The organism is Mesorhizobium sp. M0778, from assembly GCF_040320105.1.
Classification (GTDB): domain Bacteria; phylum Pseudomonadota; class Alphaproteobacteria; order Rhizobiales; family Rhizobiaceae; genus Mesorhizobium.
In genome coordinates, this window is the sequence record NZ_JAMYPA010000044.1 from 1 (window position 1) to 14,078 (window position 14,078).

Genomic DNA, 14,078 nt, shown 5'->3' on the forward strand with positions numbered 1-14,078 from the left:
TTCCGCCCATACAGGGTCGGACGACCGCCTGAAACCCCAAACAAGACGTCAAATCCCCCGCAAACAAGCGAACAACCGCCGCAACCCCGCCGCCGCAAGCTTTGCTCATGACTGCCCAACAGGTCCACAAGGGGAGAAGGGAAGGTTTCTACGCATCCGCCCTGAACGTCTGCTTCTGGATACCCAGCCCTTCGATACCGAGCTCGACCACATCGCCGGGCTTCAGGAACACCGGCGGCTTCATGCCGAGGCCGACGCCGGGCGGCGTGCCGGTCGAGATGATGTCGCCTGGATGCAGCGACATGAACTGGCTGAGATAAGACACGAGATAAGCGACGCCGAACACCATGGTCTTGGTCGAGCCGTTCTGCATGGTCTTGCCGTTGACCGTCAGCCACATCGGAATGTTCTGCGGGTCCTTGACCTCGTCCTTGGTCACCAGCCACGGGCCGATCGGCCCGAATGTGTCGCAGGACTTGCCCTTGGTCCACTGGCCCTGCCGCTCGGCCTGGAAGGCGCGTTCAGAGACGTCATGTGCGACGCAGTAGCCGGCGACATAGTCCAGCGCCTCGGCTTCGGTGACATATTTAGCGGTCTTGCCGATGACCACGCCGAGCTCGACTTCCCAATCGGTCTTCACCGAGCCGCGCGGGATCAGCACGTCGTCGTTCGGCCCGACAATGGCCGAGCTTGCCTTCATGAAGATGATCGGCTCCGGCGGCACGGTTGCGCCGGTTTCTGCGGCATGGTCGGAATAGTTGAGGCCTATGCAGATGAATTTGCCGGTGCCGGCGACGCAGGCGCCGATGCGCGGTTTGCCGGAAACTGCCGGCAGCGATTTCGGATCGAGCTTCGACAATGACTCGAGCGATGCCGGGTCGATCGCCCTGCCGGCAATGTCGGTGACATGGGCGGAGAGGTCGCGGATCGTTCCATCCGCATCAAGGAGGCCAGGGCGTTCGCTCCCCGCCTCGCCATAGCGTAGCAGTTTCATGCAGTTTTCTCCCAGTTGCGACCAGAGGCCGTTTGCAAACTCGCTCCGCTGCGGCGAATGGCGTGGGTTTCGAGAACCGGAGCGGAGCGTACTTAAAGTACGTGAGCCTAGGCAAGCGCGGACGCCGCGCCAGGCGCCCGGCAGAATTGGATTTTCAGACTCCTAGATCGACCAGCCACCGTCGATATTATAGGCCTGCCCCGACGTATAGGTGGCACCGGCGAGATAGACGGCGAGGTCGGCGATTTCCTCGGGCGTGCCGAGCCGGCCCATCGGCTGACGGGCGATGAAGGCGGCGCGGGCTGCTTCGTAGTCGCCCTGCGCGTGCATGCGGTCGTGCAGCGACGGGCTTTCGACCGTGCCCGGGCAGATCGCATTGCAGCGTATGCCCTTGCCGACATAGTCGGCGGCAACCGATTTGGTCAGGCCGATAACGGCCGCCTTGGTCAGGCCATAGACGAAACGGTTGGGCACGCCCTTGGTCGAGCTGGCCAGCGACGCCATGTTGATGATCGAGCCGTCGCCGCGCTCAAGCATGCCGGGCAGCACGGCGCGGATGGTGCGGATCATCGAGCGGACATTGAGATCATAGGCAAAGTCGAGATCGCCGTCCTTCATCTCGAGGATCGAGCCGGAATGGACGAAGCCGGCGCAGTTGAACAGCACGTCGACGGCGCCGATCTCGGCAAAAGCGACGTTCACCGCCTCGTCGTTTAGGACATCCAGCTTGCGGGTCTTGATACCGGGGGTCTTGCCGAGGTCGGCGAGCACCACTTCGTTGATGTCGGTGGCATGGACGACGGCGCCGGCCTTGGCGAAAGCCAGCGCACTTGCCCGGCCGATGCCTTGCGCCGCCGCCGTGACGACAACGACCTTGCCTGTCAGATCCGCCATGCTTTTCTCCTCGCCCGTCTGTGATCGTTCGGCTTTTTACCGGCACAAGGCCGGGGCGCAATGTGCCAGACGGGCACCACCATCCCGCCTGTTTCGATATTCGCCCTGCCGGCCAAATGTTTTTTCTCGGTAAAGAACATCTTTTGGCCCGTCAAGCCCGGACGTCCCTCCGGGACACTCAGTCGCCGTAGGGCACCCAGACGTTCTTGACCTCGATCGCACGGCGCAGCAAGGCATCGCCGGCTGCTTCGCCCGATGTCCAGTCAAGGCTGTGGCCGTTGCCGGTCCAGACACGCTTGAGATTGCCGATGGACTCGGCCTCCGCCTTGGCACAGGTCTCGGCATCGGCGAACATCCAGAGCCCGTCGACATCGTCGTGCTTGGCCAGCACGCCGGCCAGCTCGGCGCTACGGCCCGCAACGATATTGATGGCGCCCGCCGGAACGTCGGAATATTCGATGACCTGGTAAAGGTCGGTGGCAAGCAGTGGATATCGTTCGGACGGCACGGCGACCACGGTGTTGCCCATGGCGAGCGCCGGCGCAACCAGCGAGATCAGGCCGAGCAAAGGTGCGTTGTCCGACGCGACGATGCCGACGACGCCGACCGGTTCGTGCAGCGCCAATGTGACGGCACGGGCCGGCGGCTGGTGGACGCGGCCCTCGAACTTGTCCGCAAGCCCGGCATAGAGGAACAGCCGCTCGATCGATAGCTCGACCTCTTCACTCGCCGCCTTGGCCGTCGCGCCGGTGAGCTGGGTCAGACGGGCGGCAAACTCGTCGGCGCGGCCGGACAGGTTTTCGGCCAGATAGTAAAGCACCTGGCTGCGATTGTAGGCGGTCGCTTCCGGCCAGGCCTTGCAGGCGCGCGCGGCCGCGACGGCGTCGCGGATATCCTTGCGGTTGCCGAGACCGACCTCGCCGGCGAGCTTGCCCTTGGCGCTGGCGACGGCAAGGGAATAATTGCCGTCCGGCCGGACCTGCTTACCGCCGATGAACAGCTTTGCCGTGCGGTCGATGGCATCGCCTTCCGGGCGCTCGATGGGCTGGGCAGTGGCCACAGCCGGTTTGATGATCGGGCCGAGCGGCAGTTTTGCCGAGAGGTACTCGAACATGCCCTCGCGCCCGCCTTCGCGGCCGAAGCCGCTCTCGCGATAGCCGCCGAAGCCGCAGGCGGCGTCGAACATGTTGGTGCCGTTGACCCAGACGACGCCGGCCTTCAATTGCGGCGCGACGTGCAGCGCAAGATTGATGTTCTCGCTCCACACCGAGGCGGCCAGGCCATAGCGTGTGTTGTTGGCGAGCTCGACCGCTTCCTCGGTATTGCGGAAGGTCATGGTCGCCAGCACCGGCCCGAACACCTCTTCCTGGGCCAGAATGTTAGCCGGCGAAACACCTGTCGCCAGCGTTGGCAGATGGTAATAGCCCGAGGCGGGCAGTGCCGAGTCCGGCTGCCAGCATATCGCGCCCTGCTTGGCGCCTTCGGCAATCAGGCCCTTGACGCGGTCGAGTTGGGTCAAATCGACCAGCGGGCCGATATCGGTGTTCTTGTCGAGCGGGCTGCCGACGCGCAGCCGGCTCATCCGCGTCTTGACCTTGGCGATGAAGGCGTCGGCGATGCCTTCCTGCACCAGAAGGCGCGAGCCGGCACAGCAGACCTGGCCCTGGTTGAACCAGATGCCGTCGACCAGACCCTCGACGGCGCTGTCGAGATCGGCATCCTCGAAAACGACGAAGGCCGACTTGCCGCCAAGCTCCAGCGAAAGTTTCTTGCCCGAACCGGCGGTGGCCTTGCGGATGATCTTGCCGACCTCGGACGAACCGGTGAAGGCGATCTTCTGGATGCCGGGATGATTGACGATTGCCCCACCCGCTTCCGGCCCGCCCTGGACGATGTTGACGACGCCCTTCGGCACGCCGGCGCGTTCACAGATCTCGGCAAACAGGATGGCGGTGAGCGGCGTGAATTCCGCGGGCTTCAGCACCACGGTGCAGCCCGCAGCGAGCGCCGGCGCGATCTTCCAGGCCAGCATCAAAAGCGGGAAGTTCCACGGGATGATCTGGCCGACGACGCCGACGCCCTTATGGGCTGGAAAGTCCCTGTCCAGCGCCTGCGCCCAGCCGGCATGATGGATGAAATGACGGATCGCCAGCGGCACGTCGATGTCGCGGCTTTCGCGGATCGGCTTGCCGTTGTCGATCGATTCCAGCACCGCGAACAGCCGTTGGTGGCGCTGCATGGCGCGGCCGATGGCATAGAGCACTTTGGCGCGTTGATAACCGGTGCTGGCGCTCCATTTCGGCAGCGCTTTTGTGGCGGCCGAAACCGCCGCATCGATATCGGCAGCACCGGCATCCGAGACCTTGGCCAGCAATTTGCCGGAGGCGGGATCGCTGGTGTCGAAGGTCTTTCCATTTGCAGCTGCTTTCCAGTCGCCGCCGATGAACAGGGCTTTCGAGAAATCACGGGTCGTCAGCCAGGCATCGGCCTCGTTGCGGGCCTCCGGCGCCGGGCCGTAATCCATGGCGTGATAGCGTTCGAGAATGTTCATGAAGCGCTCCGAATCACGCCATTGCGTGGCGATGATTGGCCGAGTAGTGGCCGGTCAGGTGATGCTCGAGCTGGCGCTCGATGTCGGTCAAAAGGCTCGATGCTCCGAAGCGGAACAGCTCCGGCTCCAACCACGGCCGGCCCAGCTCTTCTTTCATCAGCACCAGCCAATCGAGCGAGGCTTTTGCCGTAGAAATGCCACCGGCCGGCTTGAAGCCGATGAGATAGCCGGTTTCCTCGAAATAGGCGCGGATGGCGCGCACCATTGCAAGGCCAACCGGCAGCGTCGCGTTGACGCTTTCCTTGCCGGTCGAGGTCTTGATGAAGTCCGCACCCGCCATCATCGCCACCATCGAGGCGAGCATGACATTGCGCAGCGTGGCGAGGTCGCCTGTGCCGAGGATCACCTTCAGATGCGCCTCGCCGCAGGCGGCCCGCATCGAGACGATCTCGTTATAGAGCTCCTGCCATTTCGCCCCGAATACCAGACCGCGCGGAATGACGACGTCGATCTCGTCGGCGCCGTCCCGGACCGATGCTTCGATCTCCTGCAGACGTGTCGAAAGCGGGGCAAGGCCATGCGGGAAAGCCGTGGAAACGGCGGCGACACGGATGCCGCTGCCGCGCAGTGCTTCGACGGCAGTGGCGACGAAGGGATGATAGACGCAGACCGCCGCCGGGCGGATATTTTCGCCGGTAATGCCGAGCCCCTCGGCAATGTCGCGGCGGAATGGGTTGACCGCCTTGGCACAGAGCCGGCGCACGCGCTCTTCTGTGTCGTTCGAGTTCAGCGTCGTCAGGTCCATGCAGGCGACAGCACGCAGCAGCCAGGCAGCCTGGTTATCGGCCTTGATCGAGCGTCTTTTGGTCAGGCTGGCGACGCGGCGTTCCAGCGCCGAGCGGTTGACGCTGCGCATTGATTCCATGAAGCCAAGATCGAGCCTCATGCCGGGATTGCGAGCAATAGCATGGGCCTGCGGCATCGGCGCATTGGCGGCGGCGCGCGCCGGCAGCGGCGTGATCTTGGACGTGCCGAGATCGGTTTCGCGGATTGTGCTGCTCATCTCCTGCCCCTTGTTCAGCGACTTATGCCGAAGATAGACCGTGAAGCAGCGCTTCACGAGTCCTTCAGGCGGTCATAGCGGAAAAAGACAGTCAAGGCAGCCGATTTTTGACCGTCCGGTCAAAATCAGGGTCTCAAAGCAGTGGACGCTGAACTGCCGCGTCTCAGCCGACGAAGGCGCGCTCGACTACGAAGCTTGCCGGATGATGCAGCGAGCCTTCCTGGAAGTCGAGGCTTTCGGCCAGTTCCTTCACGTCTTTCAGCATATGCATCGAGCCGCAGATCATGATGCGATCGGTCTCGGGATTGAGCTTGTCGATGCCGAGATCGGTGTAGAATTTGCCCGAGCCGATCAGCGCGGTGATGCGGCCCATGCGTTCGGACGTCTCACGCGTCGTCGAATTATAGAGCGTGACGCGGCCGCCGGTCAGTTCGCCGATCAGCGGGTCGTTCTCCAGCGCGGCCACCAGTTCCTGGCCGTAGATGAGCTCGGCATTGTCGCGGCAGGTGTGGGTCAGCACGACTTCACCGAACTTCTCATAGGTGTCGGGATCGCGCAGCAGGCTGGCGAAGGGCGCAATGCCGGTGCCGGTCGAGATCATGAACAGGCGCTTGGCCGGCGTCAGCGCGTCGACCACCAGCGTGCCGGTCGACTTCTGCCGCATGATGACGGTATCGCCGATCTGGATCTTCTGCAGCTCCGAGGTAAGCGGGCCGTCCGGCACCTTGATCGAGAAGAATTCCAGCTCGTCGTCCCAGGACGGGCTGGCGATCGAATAGGCGCGGAACACCGGCTTCTCGGCATTGGGCAGGCCGATCATGACGAACTCGCCGGAGCGGAAGCGCAGCGACTGCGGCCGGGTGATGCGGAACGAAAACAGCCGGTCGGTATAGTGCTTCACCGAGACCACGGTTTCGGCATAGACATTGGCCGGTATCGGGAACTGCAACGGCCGGGCGCCGGCGGTGTTGAACGCGGATGTGGTGTTCATCAAACCTAACCTTCTGGGCCAGCTCAGCGCCGGGCCAAATTATCACCTGCGCGCCCGAACCGGTCAGGTTCCTGCGTGCCCTTGCACACTCCGAAGCGGTAAGCTCTTGTGTCCGGAATTTATTAGTATACAAACGATATTTGCGTCAAGACGTCGCCGTAAAACAGCTTTCCAAACTGAGGCATGTAAGCAGTTCGGGCATTTCGGGTTTCGACAATGGAACAGAATTTTTCGGCGCAAGCTCTGGATTCGAGGGGCAGCGTCGTCGCCGGTATCGATGTCGGTGGCACCTTTACCGATCTGCTTCTGATCGACGGCCGTGATGGTGGCCGGGTGCATATCGCCAAGACCCCGACCACGGTCGACAACCAGGCTTTCGGCGTCGTTGCAGCTCTTGGTGCCACCGGCTTTCGCGTGGACGGCATCGACCTCATCGTGCACGGCACGACGACCACAACCAACGCGGTGCTGGAGCGCCGGCTGGCCAAAACCGGCGTGATCACCACGCGCGGCTTTCGTGACGTCATCGAGCTTGGCCGGCGGACACGGCCGCAAGCCTATGGCATGACAGGCACCTTTGTGCCGATCATTCCGCGCAATCTGCGGCTCGAAGTGTCGGAGCGGGTCGAGGCCTCGGGCGCGGTGCGCATACCGCTCGACGAGGCCGAGATGCGGGCAGCGATTTCACAACTGATCGAAGCCGGCTGCGAATCGCTCGTCATCCATTTCCTGCATTCCTACGCCAACCCGGCGCATGAGCGGCGCGCGGCCGAGATCGGCGCCGAGCTTTGGCCGAACGGCTACATCACGACAGGCCATGCGCTGCTTTCGGAAGCGCGCGAATTCGAGCGCGGGGTGACCGCTTCGGTCAACGCCTCGGTGCAACCGATCCTCGAACGCTACGTCGAACGGCTGCGCAAGGAGCTGGCGTCAAAAGGCTACGCCCGCGACTTCCTGATCATGAACGGCAATGGCGGCATGATCTCGGCCCGCTTTGTCACACGTGAATCGGCCAAGACCGTTATGTCCGGCCCCGCCTCCGGCGTCATTGCCGCGGCCTATACCGGCAAGCGCGCCGGCTTCGAAAACCTGGTCACCTACGACATGAGCGGCACCTCGACCGACGTGGCGCTGATCCGCAATGCCGAACCGGCGGTGTCGAACGAGATCGAGATCGAATATGCGATGCCGATCCATGTGCCGATGGTGGCGGTGCATACAGTCGGCGCCGGCGGCGGCTCGATCGCCCGCGTCGATGCAGCCGGCCTGATCCAGATCGGCCCGGAAAGCGCCGGCGCCAATCCCGGGCCGATCTGCTACGGCCGCGGCGGCTTGGAGCCGACCATCACCGACGCCAATCTGGTGCTCGGCCGGCTGGCGCCGAAAAAGCTGCTGGCGGTGGAAAACCCGGTCACCGTCGAACATGTCACGGGCATATTCGAGGACAGGATCGGGCGACCTACCGGCCTGTCCGGCGTCGAGGCGGCGGGTGCGGTGCTGCGGCTGGGCAACATGAAGATGGCGGGCGCCATCCGCATGGTCTCGGTGTCGCGCGGTCACGACCCGCGCGATTTCGCGCTGTTCGCCTTCGGCGGCGCCGGGCCGCTGCATGCGACCGCCCTGGCGCGCGAGCTCGGCCTGCCGCGGGTGCTGGTGCCGGCGCGGCCGGGCATTACCAATGCGCTCGGCTGCGTCGTCGCCGATCTGCGCCATGACTTCGTCAACACGGTCAACCAGCCGGTGGCGGGGCTCGATGAAGCCCAGCTCCAAGCTATATTGGAACGGCACCGAAACGAAGGCGCAGAGTTGATCGGCAAGGAAGCGGTGAAGCCGGAGACGATCCGCGTCACGCATTCCGCCGACATGCAGTTCGTCGGCCAGACGCATATTATTAACGTGCCGCTGCCGTCGTTTGCGGTGACGCGCGAGGTCCTGCAGCAACTGTTCGAGAAGGCCTATTTCGCCCGCTTCAAGGTCGAGCTGCCGGAAATCCGCGCCAATCTGGTCAATCTCAACACCTCGGTGACCGGCGTGCGGCCGGCGATCGATCTGTCGCGGCTGATCGATCCGGCTGGCCGCGCCAAAACGCTCGAAGAGGCGCGGCGCGAGATCCGGCCGGTCTGGTATGGCGGGTGCTGGTACGACACGCCGGTCTACAGTAGGGAAAAGTTGCCGCTCGACGCCATCATCGAAGGCCCGGCGATCCTCGAACAGATGGATGCCACAACCGTGCTCGAGCCCGGCGACCGGGCGCGCTCGGATGCCGACGGCAACATCATCATCGACATTGGTGAGGCCTGAGATGCAAAAGCTGGACGCCATCACCCTTTCGGTCCTCCAGGCGGCGCTGCAGCAGGTCTGTGACGAGATGGACCTGACGTTTTCGCGCGCCGCTTTCTCGCCCGTCATCGCCGAGGCCAATGACCGCTCCGACGGCATCTATTCGGCAGTCGATGGTTCGCTGATCGCGCAAGGCAGCCAGGGCCTGCCGGTGTTCGTCGGCGTCATGCAGTATTCGACCAAAACGGTGATCGAGATGATCGCCGACGGACGCTGCCTGCCGCCCGAGCCGGGCGATATCTACATCGTCAACGATCCTTATCTCGGCGGCACCCATCTGATGGATGTGCGCTTCGCCATGCCGGTCTATCGCGACGGCAAGATATTCTGCTGGCTGTCGAACACCGGCCATTGGCCCGACATTGGCGGTTCGGTGCCGGGCGGCTTCTCCGCCTCGGCGACTGCGGTGGAGCAGGAAGGCTTGCGGCTGCCGCCGGTGAAATTGTTCAAGAAGGGCGTGCTCGACCCTGAGATCTACGCCATCATCTGCTCGAACATCAGGGTTGCCGACCAGCGCATCGGCGACATCCGCGCGCAAGCGGCAGCACTGCTGATCGGCCAGGACCGGCTCAACGGCATTTTGGATCGTTACGGAGACGAAACAGTCGTCGAAGCAATCGCCGAATTGCGCCGCCGGGCCGCTGAACAGATGCGTGCCAACATCGCGGCAATTCCCGATGGCATCTACCGGTCGCAGGCCTTCGTCGATTCCGATGGGGTGGTGAACGAGCCGCTGACCATTGCGCTTGCCGTCGAGAAAAAAGGCGACACGCTCCGCTTCGACTTCTCAGGCTCGTCAAAACCCTGCGCCGGGCCGATGAACAGCGTGCTGGCGACGACCTTGTCCTCGGTCTACCTCGCCATGCGCCACATTTTCCCCGACGTGCCGATCAGCGCCGGCGCCTTCGAGCCGCTCATCGTCAAGCGGCCAGAAGGCACCTTCCTCGATGCCAAATATCCGCGGCCGGTATCGGGCTGCGCGGCCGAGGTTTCGCAGCGCATCGCCGAGGCGGTGTTCGCGGCCATGGTGCAGGCGCTGCCGGACAGGGTGACTGCGGCTCCCGCCGGCTCCAGCGGCAATTTCGCGCTCGGCGGCAACGATCCGCTCCGTGGCCGCGACTACGTCATGTACCAGATATCCGGCGGCGGCTATGGCGGCAATGCCGATCATGATGGCCTGACCAATGGCTGCTCGACCATCGGCATTTCCAAATCGCCGCCGGTCGAGATCATGGAACAGGCTTTCCCTGTGCTCTATCGCCACTATGCCTTGCGCGAAGGCTCGGGTGGCGCCGGCAAGCATCGCGGCGGTTTTGGCCTCGCCTATGAGGTCGAGATCCTGCGTGGCGACGCCCGCGCCTCCTTCGTCATGGACCATGGCCGTTTCGGCCCGCAAGGCGCGCTCGGCGGCAAGGACGGCGCGGTCAACACGGTGACCGTGTTCCGCGACGGTGAGGCCCATGTGCCGCCGCACCTCTCCAAGGAACAGGACATCGCGCTGAAGGCCGGCGACCGCGTGCGAGTTGGCACGCCGGGCGGCGGCGGCTACGGCAATCCCTGGCAGCGTGATCCGGAATTGGTCGCTCGGGATATCGCCCTAGGCTATTACACACCCGCAGAAGCCGGCGAAAAGTTCGGCGTCGCGCTGTCGGCGAACGGGTTGGCGATTGACCGGGCAGCGACCGAAAAGAAGCGCGCCGGCTGACGATGCTGGCCAGCATCTCCGCTGTGCCACGCTCAGTTCCGATGATCCAGCCTCGCGACCAGCCGGTCGCCGGCCCACTGGATGCCGCAGACCAGGACGATCAGGACGATGACCACGGCGATCATGACTGACGTTTCGAAGCGCTGGTAACCGTATCGGATGGCGAGGTCGCCCAGCCCGCCGGCGCCGATGGCGCCGGCCATGGCCGAGGCGCCGATAAGCGTCACCAGCGTCACCGTGAAGCCGGCGACGATGCCGGGCAGCGCTTCCGGCACCAGCACCTCGCGGATGATCGTCCAGCGGTTGCCGCCCATGGCGCGCGCCGCTTCGATCAGCCCGTGGTCGACCTCGCGCAGCGACACTTCGGCGATCCGGGCATAGTAGGGCGTGGCCGCGATCGACAGCGGCACGATGGCGGCCCATGTGCCGATCGAGGTGCCGACGATCAGCCGCGTCACCGGGATCAGCGCAACCAGCAGGATGATGAAAGGCACCGAGCGGAAACCGTTGATGACCGCGCCGAGCGCACGGTTCACCCACAGGTTTTCGGCGATGCCGCCGCGGTCGGTGGCGACCAGCGCCAGGCCGAGCGGCAGCCCGAAAACCAGCGAGATGAGGCCGGAGGCGGCCGTCATCAGGATCGTTTCCCAGATGGATCGAAGCAGGAGTTCAAACAGAATTGGCGACATGGCCAAGCACCTCCACCCGCGCATTGCGGGCTTTCAAGAACGCGATCACCTGTGCCAGGTGAGCTTCATTGCTACCGGCGACCGCGACGAACAGCGTCCCGACAGGCTGCTGCTGGACGTGATCGATGCCTCCATGAACGAGGCGGAACGAGCCGGGAACTGCCGAGGCAAGATCGGACAAAAGCGGGCTTCGCGCGGCCTCACCCGCCACGTCGATCCTGAGGATCGCCTCCACGCCGGCGTTCTGCGTTAGCCGGCTTGCGATCTCCGCCGGCAATTGCGGCCTGATGCCGCCGAGCAGGCTTTGTGTGATCGCCGACTTCGGATCGGCAAACACCGACCACACCGGCCCTTGCTCGACGATTCGTCCGGCGTCGATCACCGCGACCCGGTCGGCGATCGAACGGATCACCTCCATCTCATGGGTGATGAGCAGGATGGTCAGGCCGAGCTGCCGGTTGATGTCTCTGAGCAAGGCAAGGATGGAGCGCGTCGTCTCCGGGTCCAACGCCGAGGTCGCTTCGTCCGACAGCAGCAGCGCTGGGCGCGCCGCAAGCGCCCGGGCAATGCCGACGCGCTGTTTCTGTCCGCCCGACAGCGACGCCGGATAGGCTTTCGCCTTCTCCGACAGGCCGACGAGCTCGAGCAGCTCGGCAGCGCGCGCCAGGCGTTCGGCCCTGGGCCGGCCTTCGATCTTGAGCGGCAGCGCTACATTGTCTTCGACCGTCTTGGCGGACAGCAGGTTGAAATGCTGGAAAATCATGCCGATACGCCGGCGCAGCGGCTGCAATTCGCGCTCGCCGAGCCGGCTGATGTCGCGGCCTTCGATGAAGACCTGTCCTGTATCCGGCCGCTCCAGGCCGTTTAGGCAGCGTATCAGCGTCGACTTGCCGGCGCCGCTCCGGCCGATGATTCCGAGGATCTCGCCCTGGCGCACGCTGAGCGATACGCCGTCCAGCGCCGCTGTTGCGCCGAAGCGGCGCTTCAGCTCGATGAGGCGTACGACATCGTGCGGTCCCGCGGAACGGCTGCCGACGGGATGCATGACTTCGGTGACCGGGGCGAAATGCTGGTTCATGAAAGTTCCTGTATTGGTGTCCCGCAAAACGCGATCGCGGTCCGCGTTGGAGCGCGGACCGCTTTATCATGCCGGGCTTCAGCGCCAAGTCGAGCTCGGTATCAATAGGCGCTGATGCCGGTTCCCTTGTAGACCCGGTCGAATTCGGCCTTCACCTTTTCGTTCTGGTAGGAGGCGACCAATGTCTTTACCCAGGGCTGGTTTTCATTGCCGGCCTTGACCGCGATGAAGTTGCGGTAGGGATTGTCGGCCACCGCCTCCTGGGCGATGCGGTTCTCCGGTGTGAGGCCGCTTTTAAGCGCCCAATCCGTGTTGACCACGGCCCCGTCGAGATCTTCCACCGAGCGCCCGACAATGCCAGCGTCGAGCTCCTTGACGACCAATTTCTTCGGGTTTTCGGCAATGTCGGTCGTCGTAGCCAGAATGCCGGTTCCTTCCCTGAGCTTGATCAGACCTTCGCTCTGCAGGACACGCAGCGCGCGCCCTTCATTGGACGGATCGTTCGGCACGCCGACGACGGCGCCTTCGGGCAAGTCGCCAATCTTCGCGTACTTCTTGGAATAGAGGCCGATCGGCCAGACCCCGGTATAGCCGACCGGGACGATGTGATAGCCCTGCGTCTTGATCTGGTTGTCGAGATAAGGCTTGTGCTGGAAGGCGTTGGCGTCGATTTCGCCACGCTCGAGTGCTTCATTCGGCTGGGTGTAGTCATTGAACACCACGGTCTCGATCGTCAGCCCCCTCTCCGCCGCCTGGGCGGTCACGACCCGCCACACATCCTCGTCCTCGCCGCTCATGATGCCGACCTTGACCGCCGTCTTGTCTTCGGCGAACGACGGCGCAGCAAGGCCGACAATCGCAACCGCCGACGCGAAAAGTACAGCCAGACCGGCGCGCCGGTTTATAGTTGCTGAGAAGAATGGAAGCATAGTGTTGATAGTCCCAGGCATGGTCAATCCCATCGGTTTTGAAATCATTGCGGCCAAGCGGAATGCGAAGCCTTGCGGGCATCATCGGAAATGCTGATCGCCAGATCAAAGAACGGTATTTCCCGCCAAATGAGGAGCCTGGAATATTCTGTCAAAGTTTCTGGCCTAGCGAGCACAGGACGCTGCCGCCTAGCGCGCTGACTCCGCTATGAGGCCCGCCGTGCGTCGGAACGGCGGGCCTTTCTGCGTCCGAATGCCCAGGCACGGGCACCAGTTTGGGATGTCGACAATGCAGGACGCGCCGCATGTCCCTTCAAAAAACGACGCGCATTGCTCACTGGATGACCTTCACGATCCTGCGTGTGCCCGGATCGACCAGGACGGTCTGGTTGTCGACGACGACATAGCGGTATTTGACGTCGGGAACCTCATGAAGCTCGACGGTATCGGGCACGGTCGAGCCGACATTGAGCTCCACGCCGGGAAGCTGGACGGACGCCAGAGGCTGCTTTTTCACATACTCGCGTACGATCGTCTCCTGCTGCGGTTCGATGACCACGTCCTGAGCGGCAGCGGCGCCAATACCCGCAAGCAGCAAGAACCCAGCCGCGGCTGCCGAAAGATGCATGCTCATGATTGTCTCCTTTCGTGGTGGGCCACCTCTGCGCTGCGCCGCGTCATGCTGTTCGCAGCGGGGTCGCTATAGGCGGGTAACGTCATCAGGTGGAGCTTGTTCCGCCGCTCGGATCGCTTGCCGTTTCGCTCCATTGGTTTGGAACAAAATTTTTTAGCCGCAGTTTTACGCGGTGAAGGGACGCATTTTCCAAGGAGATCTCTCATGAAA

The 14,078-nt window shown here is 63.6% G+C and carries 12 protein-coding genes; 2 read left to right on the top strand and 10 right to left on the bottom strand.

Going from position 1 to position 14,078, the window contains the following annotated elements; all coding sequences use genetic code 11:
- Window positions 1-148: 148 nt before the first annotated feature.
- The 5 genes from NKI22_RS30985 to NKI22_RS31005 form a co-directional block, all read right to left on the bottom strand.
- Entirely contained in the window at window positions 149-994 is an 846-nt protein-coding gene (locus tag NKI22_RS30985; protein WP_023720565.1) for a fumarylacetoacetate hydrolase family protein, read from the bottom strand.
- Window positions 995-1,156: 162 nt separating this feature from the next.
- Window positions 1,157-1,888 carry an SDR family oxidoreductase gene (locus NKI22_RS30990; protein WP_352495108.1) on the bottom strand — a complete coding sequence of 244 codons (732 nt, stop codon included), beginning with the start codon at window positions 1,886-1,888 and terminating at the stop codon, window positions 1,157-1,159.
- Window positions 1,889-2,066: 178 nt separating this feature from the next.
- Window positions 2,067-4,439 carry an aldehyde dehydrogenase family protein gene (locus tag NKI22_RS30995; protein ID WP_352816791.1) on the bottom strand — a complete coding sequence of 791 codons (2,373 nt, stop codon included), beginning with the start codon at window positions 4,437-4,439 and terminating at the stop codon, window positions 2,067-2,069.
- 13 nt (window positions 4,440-4,452) lie between these two features.
- Window positions 4,453-5,502 (bottom strand): deoxyribose-phosphate aldolase, encoded by a 1,050-nt coding sequence (deoC, locus tag NKI22_RS31000; RefSeq protein ID WP_352481416.1) that lies wholly within the window; start codon window positions 5,500-5,502, stop codon window positions 4,453-4,455.
- Window positions 5,503-5,665: 163 nt separating this feature from the next.
- Window positions 5,666-6,493 (bottom strand): ferredoxin--NADP reductase, encoded by an 828-nt coding sequence (locus tag NKI22_RS31005; protein ID WP_352481417.1) that lies wholly within the window; start codon window positions 6,491-6,493, stop codon window positions 5,666-5,668.
- A gap of 216 nt (window positions 6,494-6,709) precedes the next feature.
- On the opposite strand from NKI22_RS31005, the gene NKI22_RS31010 reads away from it, so the two are divergent.
- Both NKI22_RS31010 and NKI22_RS31015 read left to right on the top strand, forming a co-directional pair.
- A complete protein-coding gene (locus NKI22_RS31010; RefSeq protein WP_352959652.1) occupies window positions 6,710-8,794 on the top strand; it encodes a hydantoinase/oxoprolinase family protein in 2,085 nt (694 codons plus the stop codon).
- A gap of 1 nt (window position 8,795) precedes the next feature.
- The gene (locus NKI22_RS31015) at window positions 8,796-10,538 is read left to right on the top strand and encodes a hydantoinase B/oxoprolinase family protein (protein WP_352495105.1); all 1,743 of its coding nucleotides are present in this window, start codon (window positions 8,796-8,798) and stop codon (window positions 10,536-10,538) included.
- 32 nt (window positions 10,539-10,570) lie between these two features.
- Here the strand turns inward: NKI22_RS31015 and NKI22_RS31020 are convergent, their stop codons facing one another.
- The 5 genes from NKI22_RS31020 to NKI22_RS31040 all read right to left on the bottom strand — a co-directional run.
- On the bottom strand, window positions 10,571-11,227 hold the full coding sequence (locus tag NKI22_RS31020) for a methionine ABC transporter permease (protein WP_023720558.1): 657 nt from the start codon (window positions 11,225-11,227) through the stop codon (window positions 10,571-10,573).
- Window positions 11,208-12,272, bottom strand: coding sequence for a methionine ABC transporter ATP-binding protein (locus tag NKI22_RS31025; RefSeq protein ID WP_156948146.1), 1,065 nt, complete (start codon window positions 12,270-12,272; stop codon window positions 11,208-11,210). The genes NKI22_RS31020 and NKI22_RS31025 overlap by 20 nt, the downstream gene beginning before the upstream one ends.
- A 134-nt stretch (window positions 12,273-12,406) precedes the next feature.
- A complete protein-coding gene (locus tag NKI22_RS31030; protein ID WP_352959654.1) occupies window positions 12,407-13,255 on the bottom strand; it encodes a MetQ/NlpA family lipoprotein in 849 nt (282 codons plus the stop codon).
- A gap of 313 nt (window positions 13,256-13,568) precedes the next feature.
- Window positions 13,569-13,868, bottom strand: a complete 300-nt coding sequence (locus NKI22_RS31035; protein WP_023720555.1) for a DUF1236 domain-containing protein — start codon at window positions 13,866-13,868, stop codon at window positions 13,569-13,571.
- Window positions 13,865-14,078, bottom strand: a 214-nt coding sequence (locus NKI22_RS31040; RefSeq protein WP_352939738.1) for a hypothetical protein, incomplete at its 5' end; no start/stop codon positions are given. The genes NKI22_RS31040 and NKI22_RS31035, both read right to left, overlap by 4 nt.